Raw genomic sequence first — 13,456 nt, 5'->3', positions numbered from 1 at the left:
GACACCATGACGTCCGAAAGACTCGATTCGTTGCAAGCGGCCCGCATGGCCGCGATAGGCGCCGCGGCCTGCGCCGTCCTGGCTGCCGGCCCGGCGCAGGCCCTGGCCGCCGACGCCTTTCCCTCACGGCCGGTCATCCTGGTCGTTCCCTACGCCCCGGGCGGCGGCGCCGACATCCTTGCCCGCACCGTCGCCAAGTACCTGGGCCGTGAATGGAACCAGCCCGTCGTCGTCGAATCGCGCGCCGGCGGAGGCACCACGATAGGCGCCAGCTACGTCGCGCGGGCCAAACCCGACGGCTACACGCTCCTGATCAGCGTGACCCAGCACGCCATCGCGCCATCGCTGTTCAAGCAACTGCCCTACGACTATCTCAAGGACCTGGCCCCCGTGGCGCTGCTGTCCGACAGCCCCTTCATCCTGACCGTGCCCGAACGCTCGCCGTACGGCAGCCTGTCCGACCTGCTGACGGCGCTCCAGCGCAAGGGCAGTTCCATGAACTTCGGCTCGTCGGGCCCAGCCAGCGTGCCCCATCTGGCCGGCGAGATGCTGAACCAGGCCACGGGGGCCAAGGCCACGCACATCCCCTTCCCCGGTACGGCGCCGGCGTTCACCGCGCTGCTGGGAGAACAGATCGATTACCTGTTCGGCGACACCTCGGTGCTGCCCAGCGTGCAGGCCGGCAAGGTCAAGGCACTGGCCGTCACGACCCGCGATCGCAGCCCGGCCCTGCCCGACGTGCCCGCCATGTCCGAGACCATTCCGGGTTTCGCGCTGTCGTCATGGGTGGGACTGGAAGCGCCGGCGGGCACGCCTCCCGCCATCGTCACGGCGATCAACGCCACGGTGCAGAAGATCCTGAAGGACCCGGACCTGCTCAAGTCCTTCGCCGAAACCGCGAAGGTGCCGCTGCCCTCGACTCCGGCCGGATACGGCGACTTCAGGAAAGCCGAGGTCGAGAAATTCCGCGCCCTGACGCAGAAAATCGGCATCAAGCTCGAGTGAGCACGCCGCGCGCCACCTCCTCGCGGCTCAAGGCCGTTGCCCTGGCCGGCCGCTGGCAAAGCCTGGTGCAGCGCCACCTGCCGCTGCGCGGCGGGCCGTGCTCGTGCGTGATGGGCATCGGCAACGTCACCGTTGCCGACTTCGAGATCGACCTGCTCGATTTCCTGCACGGGAAATATGCGCGCGACGGGTCGCTCGATCCGCATTTCGCGCATGCGGGCTATGAAGCGGCAACGGCGGGCAGCCTGCTCCTGCTGTTGCAGTCGCTGGCCCGCGACCCGGCGCTTCCCGAGAGCGCCGCCAACCTGCTCGACGGGCTCGAGTCCTCGCTGGGATCACTGGAAGCCGGACATTGAACCGGCTCCGGGCGGCTACAAGAGCACCGTCTCCCGCCGCTCGGCATCCAGGTATTCCCGGGACTGCATCTCCAGCAAGCGCGACACCGTCCGGTGGAACTCGTTGGCCAGCGCACCCTCGGTGTAAAGCTCCTCGGGCTCGCAGGCCGCCGACATGATCAGCTTGATCTTGTGGTCGTAGAACACGTCCACCAGCCAGGTAAAGCGCCGGGCTTCGGACGCCTGCCGCGGTCCCATGCTGGGCACGTCCGACAGGATCACCGCGTGGAAACGGCTGGCCAGTTCCAGGTAGTCGTTCTGCGACCGCGGCCCGCCGCACAGCGTCGCGAAGTCGAACCACACCACCGTCCCGCTCAGCTTGCGGGCCTTGATCTGCCGGTTCTCGACCGACAGCACCGGCGGCTCGATGGGCGGGGTGTCGGCCAGCGCGGCGAAGGCCTTCTCCAGCGCCTCGTCCGCCTCCGGACCCAGCGGATTGTGGTAGATCTCGACCTGCTCCAGCGCCCGCCGGCGATAGTCCACGCCGGAATCGACGTTCATCACGTCCATTTTTTCCTGGATCAGCGCGATGGCCGGCAGGATGCGGTCGCGATGCAGGCCGTCGGGGTACAGCGTCGAGGGTTCGTAGTTGGACGTCATCACGAACGACGTCCCGTTGGCGAACAGCGCCAGCAGCAGCCGGTACAGGATCATGGCGTCGGCCACGTCCGAGACGTGGAACTCGTCGAAGCAGATCAGCCGGTAGCGGCGCGAGATGCGGCGCGCCACCTCGTCCAGCGGATCGGCCATGCCCTTGACCTCGTCCAGCTCGCGATGCACGCCGCGCATGAACTCGTGGAAATGCAGCCGCGTCTTGCGCTGGACCGGCACCGTGGCATAGAAGGCGTCCATCAGGAAGCTCTTGCCGCGCCCGACGCCGCCCCACATGTAGACGCCGCGCGGCACGCCCGGCCGGTTCAACAGGCGCTTCAGGGCATTGGAACGCAGCGACTTGAACTCCACCCAATCATCGTAATAGCGCTGCAGGCGCTCGATGGCGGCACGCTGGGCCGAATCCGGGGCGAACCCGCGCTCGGCCAGGGCTCGTTCATAGTATTCGCGGACGTTCATTACGGTCGGGCAAAAGACGAAAGTATACGTCCAGCGGGCGGACGCCCTGCCCCGCGCCCCTGGGCCGCCCGATAACACTCTGCTACCAGTTCGCCCAGGATTTTCACCGCCTCCGGCCCCGGGCTCGGATATGCTGGACGTGACGATTCCGCACCACAAGGGGAACGGCCATGGCCACCACGGCACGCACACTCTGGAAAGGCGCCATCAGTTTCGGCCTGGTCCACATTCCGGTGGCGCTGTACACCGCCACCCAGGAAAACGACCTGGACTTCGACTGGCTGGACAAGCGCAGCATGGACCCGGTGGGCTACAAGCGCGTCAACAAGCGCACCGGCCGCGAGATCGCGCGCGAGAACATCGTCAAGGGCATCGCTTATGAAGACGGCCGCTACGTCGTGCTGTCCGACGACGAGATCCGCGCCGCCTATCCCGAGTCCACGCAAACCATAGAGATCGAGACCTTCGTGGCGGCCGACGCCATTCCGTTCATCTATCTCGAACGCCCCTATTACCTGGCACCCCTGGGCAAGGGTGCCAAGGTCTACGCGCTGCTGCGCGAGGCGCTGTTCAAGACCGGGCGGATAGGCGTGGCGCGCGTGGTCATCCAGACCAAGCAGCACCTGGCCGCGCTGATTCCCGCCGGGCCCGGCCTGGTCCTGAACCTGCTGCGCTGGGGCGACGAGATCCGGTCGTGGGAAAACCTCGACCTGCCCGAGGAAGGCAGCCACGCCGAAGGCATCTCGGCGCGCGAGATCAAGATGGCCGTCCAGTTGATCGAGGACATGGCGGGCGATTGGGATCCGCAGCAGTTCCACGACGAGTTCAAGGAGAAGATCCTGCAACTGGTGCAGACCAAGATCGAAGCCGATGAAACCCAGGCCGTCACCTCCATCGAGTCCATGGAGGAAGCCCGCCCCACCGCCGACATCGTGGATCTGACGGAACTGCTCAAGCGCAGCCTGGACAAGCACAAGGGCGGCACGGGCGCCGGCGGCGGGCACGGCCGCGGCGGCAAGTCCCGGCGCAGCGCCTGACCTCGGCCACCGGAGCCCGACATGGCCAGGAACGATGCCCTGCGGACCTACCGCGCCAAGCGCGATTTCGCCCACACGCCCGAACCCGCCCAAGGGGGCAAGCCCGGCGCGCACGCCCTGTCCTTCGTCGTCCAGCGCCATGCGGCGCGGCGCCTGCACTACGACTTCCGGCTGGAACTCGACGGCACGCTCAAGAGCTGGGCCGTGCCCAAGGGGCCAAGCCTGGATCCTGGCGTCAAGCGCATGGCGGTCCAGGTCGAGGACCACCCGCTGTCCTACGGCAGCTTCGAAGGCCGCATCCCCGAGGGCCACTATGGCGCCGGCGACGTCGCCATCTGGGATGCCGGGACCTGGATTCCGCTCGAGGATCCGCGCAAGGGCTATCGGGCCGGCAAGCTCAAGTTCGAGCTGCGCGGCGCCAAGCTGCACGGCCAGTGGGCGCTGGTGCGGATGCGCAAGGCCGAGAAGCAGCCGGCCTGGCTGTTGATCAAGGAAAAGGACGACTACGCGGTCACCGGTCCCGAGGCCGATGCCGAGGAAGCGTCCGCCCCGGCGCCGGCCTACGCCAGGCTGCCCGCCACGCTGGAACCGCAATTGGCGACGCTGGTGAACGCGCCGCCGCCCGATCCCGAACACTGGCAATACGAACTGAAGTTCGACGGCTACCGGATCCTGGCCCGCATCGAAGGCGGCCAGGTGCGCCTGTACACCCGCACCGGCAAGGACTGGACGCGCAAGCTGGAGGAACTGCGCGCCGCCATCGAGGCCATGAACCTGGCCGACGCCTGGCTGGACGGCGAGATCATCGTGCCCGACGACCACGGCATCCCCGACTTCCAGGCCTTGCAGAACGCTTTCGAGACGGGCTCCGCGCGCCATGCCGTCTACTACCTGTTCGATCTGCCTTTCTACGCCGGCCGCGACCTGCGCCGCCTGCCGCTGGCCGAACGGCGCACGACGCTGCGCAGCCTGCTGGAAGACGCCGACCCGGCGCGCGTGCGTTTCAGCGACGCGTTCGAGGCCGCGCCGCGCGACCTGGTCGCCTCGGCCTGCCAACTGGGCTTCGAAGGCGTGATCGGCAAGCGCAAGGACGGCGGCTACCGCTCGGGCCGCTCCACCGACTGGATCAAGCTCAAGTGCCAGAACCGCCAGGAATTCGTCATCGGCGGCTATACCGATCCCCAGGGCTCGCGCGCGGGACTGGGCTCGCTGCTGCTGGGCGTGCACGACGAGGACGGGCGGCTGCGCTACGCGGGCAACGTCGGCTCGGGATTCGATCAGCGCACCCTGCTGTCCCTGAAGAAGCACCTGGACGAACTGGCCGCGACCGCCTCGCCGTTCGAGCGCAACACGAAGGGGCTGGGCAAGGCGCACTGGGTGCGTCCCGAACTGCTGGCCGAGGTTTCCTTCGCCGAATGGACCGGCGGCGGCCACATCCGCCAGGGCGTCTTCCGCGGGCTGCGCACGGACAAGCCCGCCGGCGCCGTCACCCGCGAACAGGCGGCCGCGCCGCCCAAGGAGTCCGACACCATGCAAAGCAACGGCCTGCCCGCCTCTTTCCGCGTGACGCATCCGGGACGCGTGATCGACAAGCAGAGCGGCATCACCAAGCTGCAACTGGTCCAGTGCTACGCGGCCATGGCCCCCTTGCTGCTGCCGCACCTGAAGAACCGGCCCGTGGCTCTGGTGCGGGCGCCCGACGGGGTGGGCGGGGAACTCTTCTTCCAGAAGCATGCCGACCGCGCCGCGCTGCCCGGCGTGGTCCGGCTGCCGCGCGAGATCGATCCCGGCCATCCGCCGCTGATGAAGATCGACGACCCGCAGGGCCTGTTGTCCGCGGCGCAGATGAACACCATCGAACTGCACACCTGGAACGGCACGGACGATGCCATCGGCACGCCCGACCGCATGACCTTCGACCTGGACCCGGGCGAAGGCGTGGACTGGCCGCGCATCCGCGAAGGCACTCAGCTCGTGCATGCCTTCCTGCAAGAGCTGGGGCTGCCCGCCTTCCTGAAGACCAGCGGCGGCAAGGGCATGCACATCATCGTGCCGCTGCGGCCGCAATACGATTGGGACACCGTCAAAGCCTTCTCGCGCGCCATCGTCCAGCACCTGGCGCAGACCCTGCCCAGCCATTTCGTGGCCAAGAGCGGGCCGAAGAACCGGGTCGGCAGGATCTTCATCGACTACCTGCGCAACGGCTTCGGCGCCACCACGGTATCGGCCTGGTCGGTGCGCGCCCGGCCGGGGCTGGCCGTGTCGGTGCCGGTGGCCTGGGAGGAACTGGACGACTTGTCGGGTTCGGCCCATTGGACGCTGCACACCCTGGGCGACCGGCTGGCCACGGGCAACACGCCCTGGGCCGACTACGAACGGTCGCGGATCTCGCTGGCGGACGCCATGCGGCGCCTGGATTTCGATCCGGGCGAAGACGCCTGAAACGCCGCCGACTTGACGCATTCCCCATAACTGGTAGCATCCCGCGCGTCGGCCATCCTTCCCCGCTCCGCCGGGCCCGGGATGGCCGGAACCCTTGCCACGACGATACCGTGTTGTCCGCCCAGATCGCCCGCCTGATTCCGCCGGGCCCCCTGCCGACGGGGCTGCGCCTATGGTGCTTTGCGCCAGGTACGGCCATGCACGGCGATTTCGCGCCTTCAGGATTCTCCAGGCCGCTGCGCGCCACCTTCCTCGACGCGCAGGAAGCCGCCGCCCGTTGCGCCTACGCCCGGTCCAAACCGGGCTAACTCCAGGCCTCGCGGCGCCGTGCGCCGCTCCCGCCCCTTCGGACGCCGACCGGCGCGCGCCCCCATGGCCGCGCCGCGGCACCGCCTCGACACGTCGCCGCCCTTCGCGCGCGCGTGCCGGCTCGTTCGTTCAGCCTGGATGGCACCATGGAACTCACCAAGCAATTCGTCAAAGCCAAGAACCCCTGCACCGGCGGCTACCGCTGGTTCATCCGCGACCATAACGGACACGGAGACTATCAAACCATCCTGGATGCCCTGGTGGCCGACGGCCGGGTCGACGATGCGTGCTGGCTGCTGGACCAGTTCGGGCCGGTGGACACGGTCCTGCGACTGGATACCGTGGATGCCCACGCCATCGTGTTCGCGGGCACGCTCGAGGTCCGCAGCGGCATCAATGTCGACACCCTGGTGCGCGCCGGCCGCCATCTCTGCACCGGCGGCGGCATACGGGCCGGCACCGCCATCGTGGCCGGCAGCGACATCGAGGCGGCGGGCAACCTGGCCAGCGGCGGCCACATCCGGGCCGGCGGCGACGTCTCGGCCGGCTGGGGCATCGAAGCGGCCACCCAGCTCGACGCGGGCGGACACTGCCGCGCCAAGTGGGACATCCAGGCCGGCGGCGACATCGTGGCCGGGCTCATGCTCCAGGCCGACGGCGGCATCCAGGCCGGCCACGCGCTGCGCAGCGGCCGCGGCATCAAGGCGGGCACCGACATCAGCGCCGGGCACGACCTGGTGGCCGTCCAGGGCATCCTGGCCGGGGGCAACGTCACGGCCGGCAATCACATCGAGTCGGCATGGGGCATCAAGGCCCTGGGCGACATCCTGGCCCAGGGCGCGATCCGCGCCGGCGAAGGCGTCGAGGCCGGGGGCGACATCGGTTGCGGCGCGGGCTACGGCATCTATGCCGGACTCCAGGTCAGGCGCGACGCCTGGGCCGACAGCGCCCGCATCCAGGCCCGGCAGCGGCCGGACGGCCTGATCAGCGGCCACTGGGCCGGCAGTGCCGGCTGAACGCCGAACGCGGGGACGCTAGGGCCGCCAGGCGCTGGCCACGTGGGACAGGCCGTGATGCGGCCCGCCCGACAGTCCCTCCGACAGCTCGCGGGCGGCCAGCAGCACGCGCTCGGAGAACTCGCGCAGCCGTCGCGGCTTGAACCTGGCGTCGGGCCCGGAGACGCCGATGGCCGCGATGACGTGGCCCATGCCGTCGCGTATCGGCGCCGCCACGCCGCTGACCGCCTCGCGCCACTCGCAGCGATTGACGGCATAGCCGCGCTTGCGGATCTGCGCCATCTCGGCCGTGAAGGCGGCCGGATCGACGATGGTATGGGGCGTGTAGGCGGTCAGCTCCTGGGACATCGCCGCCAGCCACTGCTGGGTGCGAAACGCGATCATCGCCTTGCCCGTCGCCACGCAGTGGGCGGCCGCGCGCCCGCCTATCTGCGAATAGGCCCGGACCGGATTCAGGCTTTCGACCTTGTGGACGTAGACGACCTCCTTCTGGTCCAGGACCGACAGGTGCACGGACTCGCCGGTGGCGTCCATGAGGGCGTCCATGACGCCTTCGGCATGGCGGCGCAGGTCGAACCCCGACAAGGCCGCCGAACCCAGTTCCCACAGCTTGATCGAGATGCTGTACGAACCCCCTTCGTGGCGGATCACGTAGCGCTGCCCGGCCAGCGCCTGCAACAGCCGGTGCGCGTTGCTCTTGGGCAGGCCCAGCGCGCGCGCGATGTCGGTGACCCCCATCGCGCCCTGGCTGCGCGCCAGCAATTCGATGACGGCCAGCCCCTTGAGCAAGGTGTTGTTCATGGCGGTATCTCGTTAGATTGTTCCATATTCTAGAACAGTTGTACCTCTTCTGAGAACGCCCATAAGCTCTCTCCAACTCGACAAGGAGACATAGCCCTCATGAGCGACATCGAACCCCGCGAACTGCCGTTGGCCGGCATCACCGTCATCGAGTTCTGCTCGATCGCGGCCGGCCCGTTCTGCGGCATGCTGCTGGCCGACCTGGGCGCCGAGGTCGTCAAGGTGGAGGCGCCCGGGGGCGACGCGATGCGCGCCTGGCCGCCGCTGAACGAGGGATACAGCGAGAACTTCGCCTCGTTGAACCGCAACAAGCGCTCGGTGGTGCTGGACCTGAAGGATCCCGCCGACCTCGCCACCGCCCGGTCGCTGGTGGACCGGGCCGACGTCCTGATCGAAAACAACCGGCCCGGCGTCATGGACCGCCTGGGGCTGGGCTACGCCGCGCTGTCGGCACGCAACCCGGCCCTGGTCTATTGCTCGATCTCCGCCTACGGACAAAGCGGTCCGCGCGCCCAGGAAGGCGGCTTCGACCTGACCATGCAGGCGGCCGCCGGCGTGATGAGCGTGACCGGCGATTCGGACGCGCCGGTCAAGTGCGGCGTCCCGATCTCCGACTTCTCGTCGGGCCTGTACGCGGCCTTCACCGTGGCCTCGTCGTTGCTGAAGGCGGTCCGGACCGGCCGTGGCGCGCACCTGGACATTCCCATGTTCGGCTGCACGCTCGCCATTGGCGCGCTGCAGACCAGCGAATATTTCGGCACCGGCGTGAATCCGCGCAAACTGGGCTCGGCCCACCCCCGCAACGCCCCCTACCAGGCCTATCGCGCCGCGGACGGCCATTTCGCGATCGCGGCCGGCAACGACAATCTGTGGCGCGCGGTGGTGCGCGCCGTCGAGCTGCCCGAACTGGCGCACGACCCGCGCTTCGGCACCATCCTGGACCGGGCGCGCAACCAGGTGGCGCTGAAGGACCTGCTGGAGACCCGCTTCGCGCTGCACGGCGTGGATCATTGGATCGACGTCTTCCGGCAGGCCGGCGTCCCCCATGCCCGCATCAACGACTATGCCTCGGCGCTGGCCGATCCCCAGGTCGAACACATGGATTGGGTGCGCGGACTGCGTCTGCCCGGCGGGCGCGAAACGCGCACCTTCGCGTCGCCGGTCCGGCTGGACGGACTATCGCCGCCGATACGGCGCACCCCGCCCGCGCTGGGCGAGCATGGCGATGAAATCCGCGGCACCTTGAACCAGGAGACCCGGGCATGACGGCCACGACCCCCCTTCCCGGCCGGCTGGCCGCCTTCGTCCAGGGCATGGACGCCGCGCTCGATGCCGCACCGGACGAGCCTCGCGCCGTCGAGACCTGCGCGGCGCTGCTGCGCGAGCTCGTGGCCCACGACGACTGGCTGCCCGAGGACTGCTCGCGTCCCCACCCGGTCCACTACCAGCAGTACCTGCTGCACCGGGATCCCGCCGACCGCTACTCGGTGGTCAGCTTCGTCTGGGGTCCGGGACAGCGCACCCCCGTCCACGACCATTGCACCTGGGGCGTGATCGGCATGCTGCGCGGCGCCGAATACTCGCGCGCCTATGCCAGGGAGGATGGGCGCCTGATCCCTTCTTCCACCGAAGAACGCATCGAACCCGGACAAACGACCTGCGTGTCCCCGTCCATCGGCGACATCCATCTCGTGCGCAATGCCTACGACGACCGGGTCTCGATCAGCATCCACGTCTACGGCACGGACATCGGCAAGCAGTCGCGCCATGTCTACGACGCCGAAACGGGCGCCGCCAAGTCCTTCGTTTCCGGATACGCCAATGCCTGAGGCCGTGCTCCAGATCGAGACCGATGCCGGCCGGGGCGTGCGCCGCATCCTGCTCGACCGCCCGGCCTGCGGCAACGCCCTGTCGGCCGACCTCGTCGCCGCGCTGGCCCAGGCCGTCGACGCCTGCGTCCGCGACGACGTGCGCAGTCTCGTGATCGAGGGCGCGGGCCGCCACTTCTGCACCGGCATGGACCTCTCCGCGCTGGACGAGGAAACCGACGACTCCCTGCTGGCGCGCTTCGTCCGCATCGAATTGCTGTTGCAGGCCGTGCACCAGGCGCCCTTCGAGACGGTCGCCATCGCCCACGGCCGCGTCGCCGGCGCCGGCGCCGATCTCTTCGCCGCCTGCCGCCGGCGCCTGATGCGCGGCAACGCCTCGTTCGCCTTCCCGGGCGCCGCCGGCTTCGGCCTCGTGCTCGGCACGCGCCGCCTGGCCACGCTGGTGGGCGGCGACACGGCCCAGGCCTGGATACGGTCCGGCCGCTGGATCGACGCCGACGAGGCCCTGGCCTGCGGCCTTGCCCAGGCGCGCATCGACGCGGCGGACAACCTGGATGCGCCTTCCGTGCACACCCCCGATGCCCGCACCCAGGCCTTGCTCGACCTGGCGATGCAGGATCCACGGGCCGCCGATCTCGACCTGGCCCTGCTGACCCGCTCGGCGGCCCGGCCGGGGCTCAAGCAACGCATCCAGCAGTACGCCGCGCGCGTGCGCGCGGCCAGGCAGCAGTAACCCCCTTCCACAACAAGCGTCCTCAGAGGCGCCCGACAGGAGACTTCCATGTTTCATCGTCTTGCCGCAGGCGCGGCACTGGTATTGCTGAGCCCGTTGTCCCAGGCGGCCGCCGACACCGCGGCCTTTCCGAGCCGCGCGGTCAAGATCGTGGTCGGCTACACGCCCGGCGGCGGCACCGACATGACGGCCCGCCTGCTCGCACAGCAGCTGGGGGAAAAACTCGGCCAATCGGTGATCGTCGAGAACCGGCCGGGCGCGGGCCAGAACATCGGCGCCACCTACGTGTCCCGGGCCGATCCCGACGGCTACACGCTGTTCCTGAGTTCCTCGGCGCTGGCGATCAACGTCAGCCTGTTTCCCAAGCTCGACTACGACCCCATCAAGAGCTTCGCGCCCATCGCCGTATTCGGCCAGAGCCCCAACCTGCTCGTGGTGTCCAGCAAGCTGCCGGTGAAAGACGTCAAGCAGCTCATCGCCTACGGCAAGCAGCATCCCGGGGCGCTGAACTTCTCCTCGTCGGGACACGGCAGTACCCAGCACCTGTCCGCCGAGCTGTTCAAGCTGCGCACCGGCATCTCGGCCACGCACGTCCCCTACAAGGGATCCGGGCCGTCCATCAATGGCGTGCAGACGGGCGAAGTCCAGTTCACCTTCATCAACATCCCGTCCATGTCGGCGCTGATGGGCAGCGACAAGGTCAAGGTCGTCGGGCTGACCAGCTCGAAGCGATCGGCGGCCGTGCCCGACGTGCCCACGCTGGCCGAATCCGGCGTGCAAGGCATGGACGTGGCCGCCTGGTACGGCCTGCTCGCGCCGGCCGGCACCCCGCCGGCCATCGTCAAGCGCCTGAACCAGGCGGTGAACGATGCGCTGGCCGACGAGAAATTCCGCACCCAGCTGATGCAGGCCGGCGTGGAGCCCATGAACAGCACGCCGGAATTCTTCGCCTCTTTCCTTGCCGACGACATCGCCCTCTGGAAGAAGGTGATCAGCGCCGCCGGCACCAAAGTCGATTGATGTCCCCTCATCCCCTTAGACAGGAGCAACACATGTTCGAGAACTGGAAGGAACTGCTGGGCACGCTGCGCCAGTCGTCCGGCAAGCTGGGCAACACCAACCCCAAGGTACTGGACGCCTATCGGGGCCTGAATGCCGCCCTGGGCACCAACGGCGCGCTGGATGCCAAGACGCGCGAACTGATCGCCCTGGCCGTGGCCGTCACCACGCGCTGCGACGGCTGCATTTCCTCGCATGCCGCGGCGGCGGTCAAGGCCGGCGCCACCGAGGCCGAAGTAAGCGACGCGCTGGGAACGGCCATCGCGCTGAACGCCGGCGCGGCCTACGTCTATTCGCTGCATGCGATGGAAGCCTTCCAGCAGAACGCCTCGGCGTGAAAGCGGCTCCCGCCACGCATCGTCCATTCACGCCCCCAGACAGGAGACCAGCCCCATGAGCGCCTACGTCATCGACAGCGCGCTGTTCCGAGACCAGTTCAGCACCGCCGCCACCCGAAGCATTTTCAGCGACGAACAGACCGTCCAGAAATGGCTGGACGTGGAAGCGGCACTCGCCCGCGTGCAGGCCCGCATGGGCATCATTCCCCAGCACGCCGCCGACGAAATCCAGGCCAAGGCCAGGGTCGAGCTTATCGACCTGGCGCAGCTGAAGCAGGAAATGGACCGCACCAGCCACCCCATCGTTCCGCTGCTGCGGGCCATGAAAAAAGTGTGCGACGGCGACACCGGGGAATTCATCCACTGGGGCGCGACGACGCAGGACATCGTCGACACCGGCACCATCCTGCAGGTCAAGGAAGCGCTGGAGCAGATCGAGAACAACTACCGCCGGGCACAAGCCCACGTCGTCGCGCTGGCCGAACGGCATCGCGACCAGACCATGGCCGGGCGCAGCCACGGCCAGCAGGCCCTGCCCATCACCTTCGGCTTCAAGGCCGCGGTGTGGGCCGCCGAGATCGGCCGCAACCTGGAACGCCTGCGGCAGATGAAGGAACGGGTGCTGGTCGGCCAGTTCTCCGGCGCGGTCGGGACGCTGGCCGCCCTGGGCGACCAAGGCATCGCGGTCCAGGAAGCGCTGTTCCAGGAACTGGGCCTGGCCTGCCCCGAGATCTGCTGGCACGTGGCGCGCGACGGCATCGCCGAACTGGCCTGCGTGCTGGCGATCTGCACCAGCACCGCCGGCAAGATCGCCCACGAAATCTACAGCCTGCAGAAAACCGAGACCGCCGAGCTTGAAGAGCCCTTCACCCTGGGCAAGGTCGGCAGCAGCACCATGCCCCACAAACGCAATCCGCCCGCCTGCGAGGGCATCGTGGCGATCTCGCGCGTCGTCCGCAGCACCGTGGCGCTGGGACTGGAAGGGATGATGGCCGAGCACGAACGCGACAAGATCGTGCTGCAGACCGAACGCGAATTCGTCACCCGCCTGTGCTGCATGGCCGACGCGGCCTTCGCCAAGCTGGCCTACGTTACCGCCGGCCTGACCGTCCGCGGCAACAACATGGAACGCAACCTGTCCGTGCAGAAGGGCCTGTTGCTGTCCGAGGCCGTCATGATGAAACTGGGCGACCACCTGGGCAGGCAGGAAGCCCACGAACTGGTCTACGAGATCTGCATGGACGTGTTCGAGCAAGGTGGCACCTTCAAGGACGGCCTGCTGGCCAACCCGACCATCGCCCGCCACCTGAAACCCGAGGACATCGACCGCATGCTGGATCCCCAGGCCTACACCGGCGCCGCCGGCACCTTCGTGGACCGCGTCGTGGCCGCCCACCGCGGCGCCACGGCCTGACCACCAC

13 protein-coding genes are annotated in these 13,456 nt (G+C 68.6%); 11 read left to right on the top strand and 2 right to left on the bottom strand.

The window, feature by feature from the left end; all coding sequences use genetic code 11:
• Positions 1-6: 6 nt before the first annotated feature.
• Entirely contained in the window at positions 7-1,005 is a 999-nt protein-coding gene (locus EGT29_RS12920) for a tripartite tricarboxylate transporter substrate binding protein (RefSeq protein WP_124689383.1), read from the top strand.
• A complete protein-coding gene (locus EGT29_RS12915; protein WP_124689382.1) occupies positions 1,002-1,361 on the top strand; it encodes a hypothetical protein in 360 nt (119 codons plus the stop codon). Before EGT29_RS12920 ends, EGT29_RS12915 begins: the two co-directional genes overlap by 4 nt.
• A gap of 15 nt (positions 1,362-1,376) precedes the next feature.
• Here the strand turns inward: EGT29_RS12915 and zapE are convergent, their stop codons facing one another.
• Complete coding sequence (zapE, locus tag EGT29_RS12910) at positions 1,377-2,471, bottom strand: cell division protein ZapE (protein ID WP_124689381.1); 1,095 nt, start codon at positions 2,469-2,471, stop codon at positions 1,377-1,379.
• Positions 2,472-2,641: 170 nt separating this feature from the next.
• Here zapE and EGT29_RS12905 point away from each other — a divergent pair, with 170 nt between their 5' ends.
• The 3 genes from EGT29_RS12905 to EGT29_RS12895 all read left to right on the top strand — a co-directional run bounded on the left by EGT29_RS12905 (position 2,642) and on the right by EGT29_RS12895 (position 7,275).
• On the top strand, positions 2,642-3,508 hold the full coding sequence (locus EGT29_RS12905) for a Ku protein (RefSeq protein WP_124689380.1): 867 nt from the start codon (positions 2,642-2,644) through the stop codon (positions 3,506-3,508).
• A gap of 21 nt (positions 3,509-3,529) precedes the next feature.
• On the top strand, positions 3,530-5,950 hold the full coding sequence (ligD, locus tag EGT29_RS12900) for a DNA ligase D (RefSeq protein WP_124689379.1): 2,421 nt from the start codon (positions 3,530-3,532) through the stop codon (positions 5,948-5,950).
• A 455-nt stretch (positions 5,951-6,405) separates the two neighbouring features.
• A complete protein-coding gene (locus tag EGT29_RS12895) occupies positions 6,406-7,275 on the top strand; it encodes a hypothetical protein (protein WP_124689378.1) in 870 nt (289 codons plus the stop codon).
• 18 nt (positions 7,276-7,293) lie between these two features.
• On the opposite strand, the gene EGT29_RS12890 is transcribed toward EGT29_RS12895, so the two are convergent.
• Positions 7,294-8,076 carry an IclR family transcriptional regulator gene (locus EGT29_RS12890; protein ID WP_124689377.1) on the bottom strand — a complete coding sequence of 261 codons (783 nt, stop codon included), beginning with the start codon at positions 8,074-8,076 and terminating at the stop codon, positions 7,294-7,296.
• Between the two features lie 99 nt (positions 8,077-8,175).
• Between EGT29_RS12890 and EGT29_RS12885 the strand changes: the two genes are divergently transcribed.
• Genes EGT29_RS12885 through purB form a run of 6 tightly spaced genes read left to right on the top strand, consistent with a single transcriptional unit; the run spans position 8,176 to position 13,449 of the window.
• Positions 8,176-9,342, top strand: coding sequence for a CaiB/BaiF CoA-transferase family protein (locus EGT29_RS12885; protein WP_124689376.1), 1,167 nt, complete (start codon positions 8,176-8,178; stop codon positions 9,340-9,342).
• A 47-nt stretch (positions 9,343-9,389) separates the two neighbouring features.
• Positions 9,390-9,905 (top strand): cysteine dioxygenase, encoded by a 516-nt coding sequence (locus EGT29_RS12880; RefSeq protein ID WP_238160449.1) that lies wholly within the window; start codon positions 9,390-9,392, stop codon positions 9,903-9,905.
• Positions 9,898-10,638, top strand: a complete 741-nt coding sequence (locus tag EGT29_RS12875) for an enoyl-CoA hydratase/isomerase family protein (RefSeq protein ID WP_124689374.1) — start codon at positions 9,898-9,900, stop codon at positions 10,636-10,638. The genes EGT29_RS12880 and EGT29_RS12875 overlap by 8 nt, the downstream gene beginning before the upstream one ends.
• A 48-nt stretch (positions 10,639-10,686) precedes the next feature.
• Complete coding sequence (locus tag EGT29_RS12870; RefSeq protein ID WP_124689373.1) at positions 10,687-11,658, top strand: tripartite tricarboxylate transporter substrate binding protein; 972 nt, start codon at positions 10,687-10,689, stop codon at positions 11,656-11,658.
• Between the two features lie 32 nt (positions 11,659-11,690).
• The gene (locus EGT29_RS12865) at positions 11,691-12,035 is read left to right on the top strand and encodes a carboxymuconolactone decarboxylase family protein (RefSeq protein WP_124689372.1); all 345 of its coding nucleotides are present in this window, start codon (positions 11,691-11,693) and stop codon (positions 12,033-12,035) included.
• Between the two features lie 55 nt (positions 12,036-12,090).
• Positions 12,091-13,449, top strand: a complete 1,359-nt coding sequence (purB, locus tag EGT29_RS12860) for an adenylosuccinate lyase (RefSeq protein ID WP_124689371.1) — start codon at positions 12,091-12,093, stop codon at positions 13,447-13,449.
• Positions 13,450-13,456 lie beyond the last annotated feature (7 nt).

The sequence above is a fragment of the Pigmentiphaga sp. H8 genome, from assembly GCF_003854895.1.
Lineage (GTDB): Bacteria > Pseudomonadota > Gammaproteobacteria > Burkholderiales > Burkholderiaceae_B > Pigmentiphaga.
This window is presented reverse-complemented; position numbering and strand designations above follow the sequence as displayed.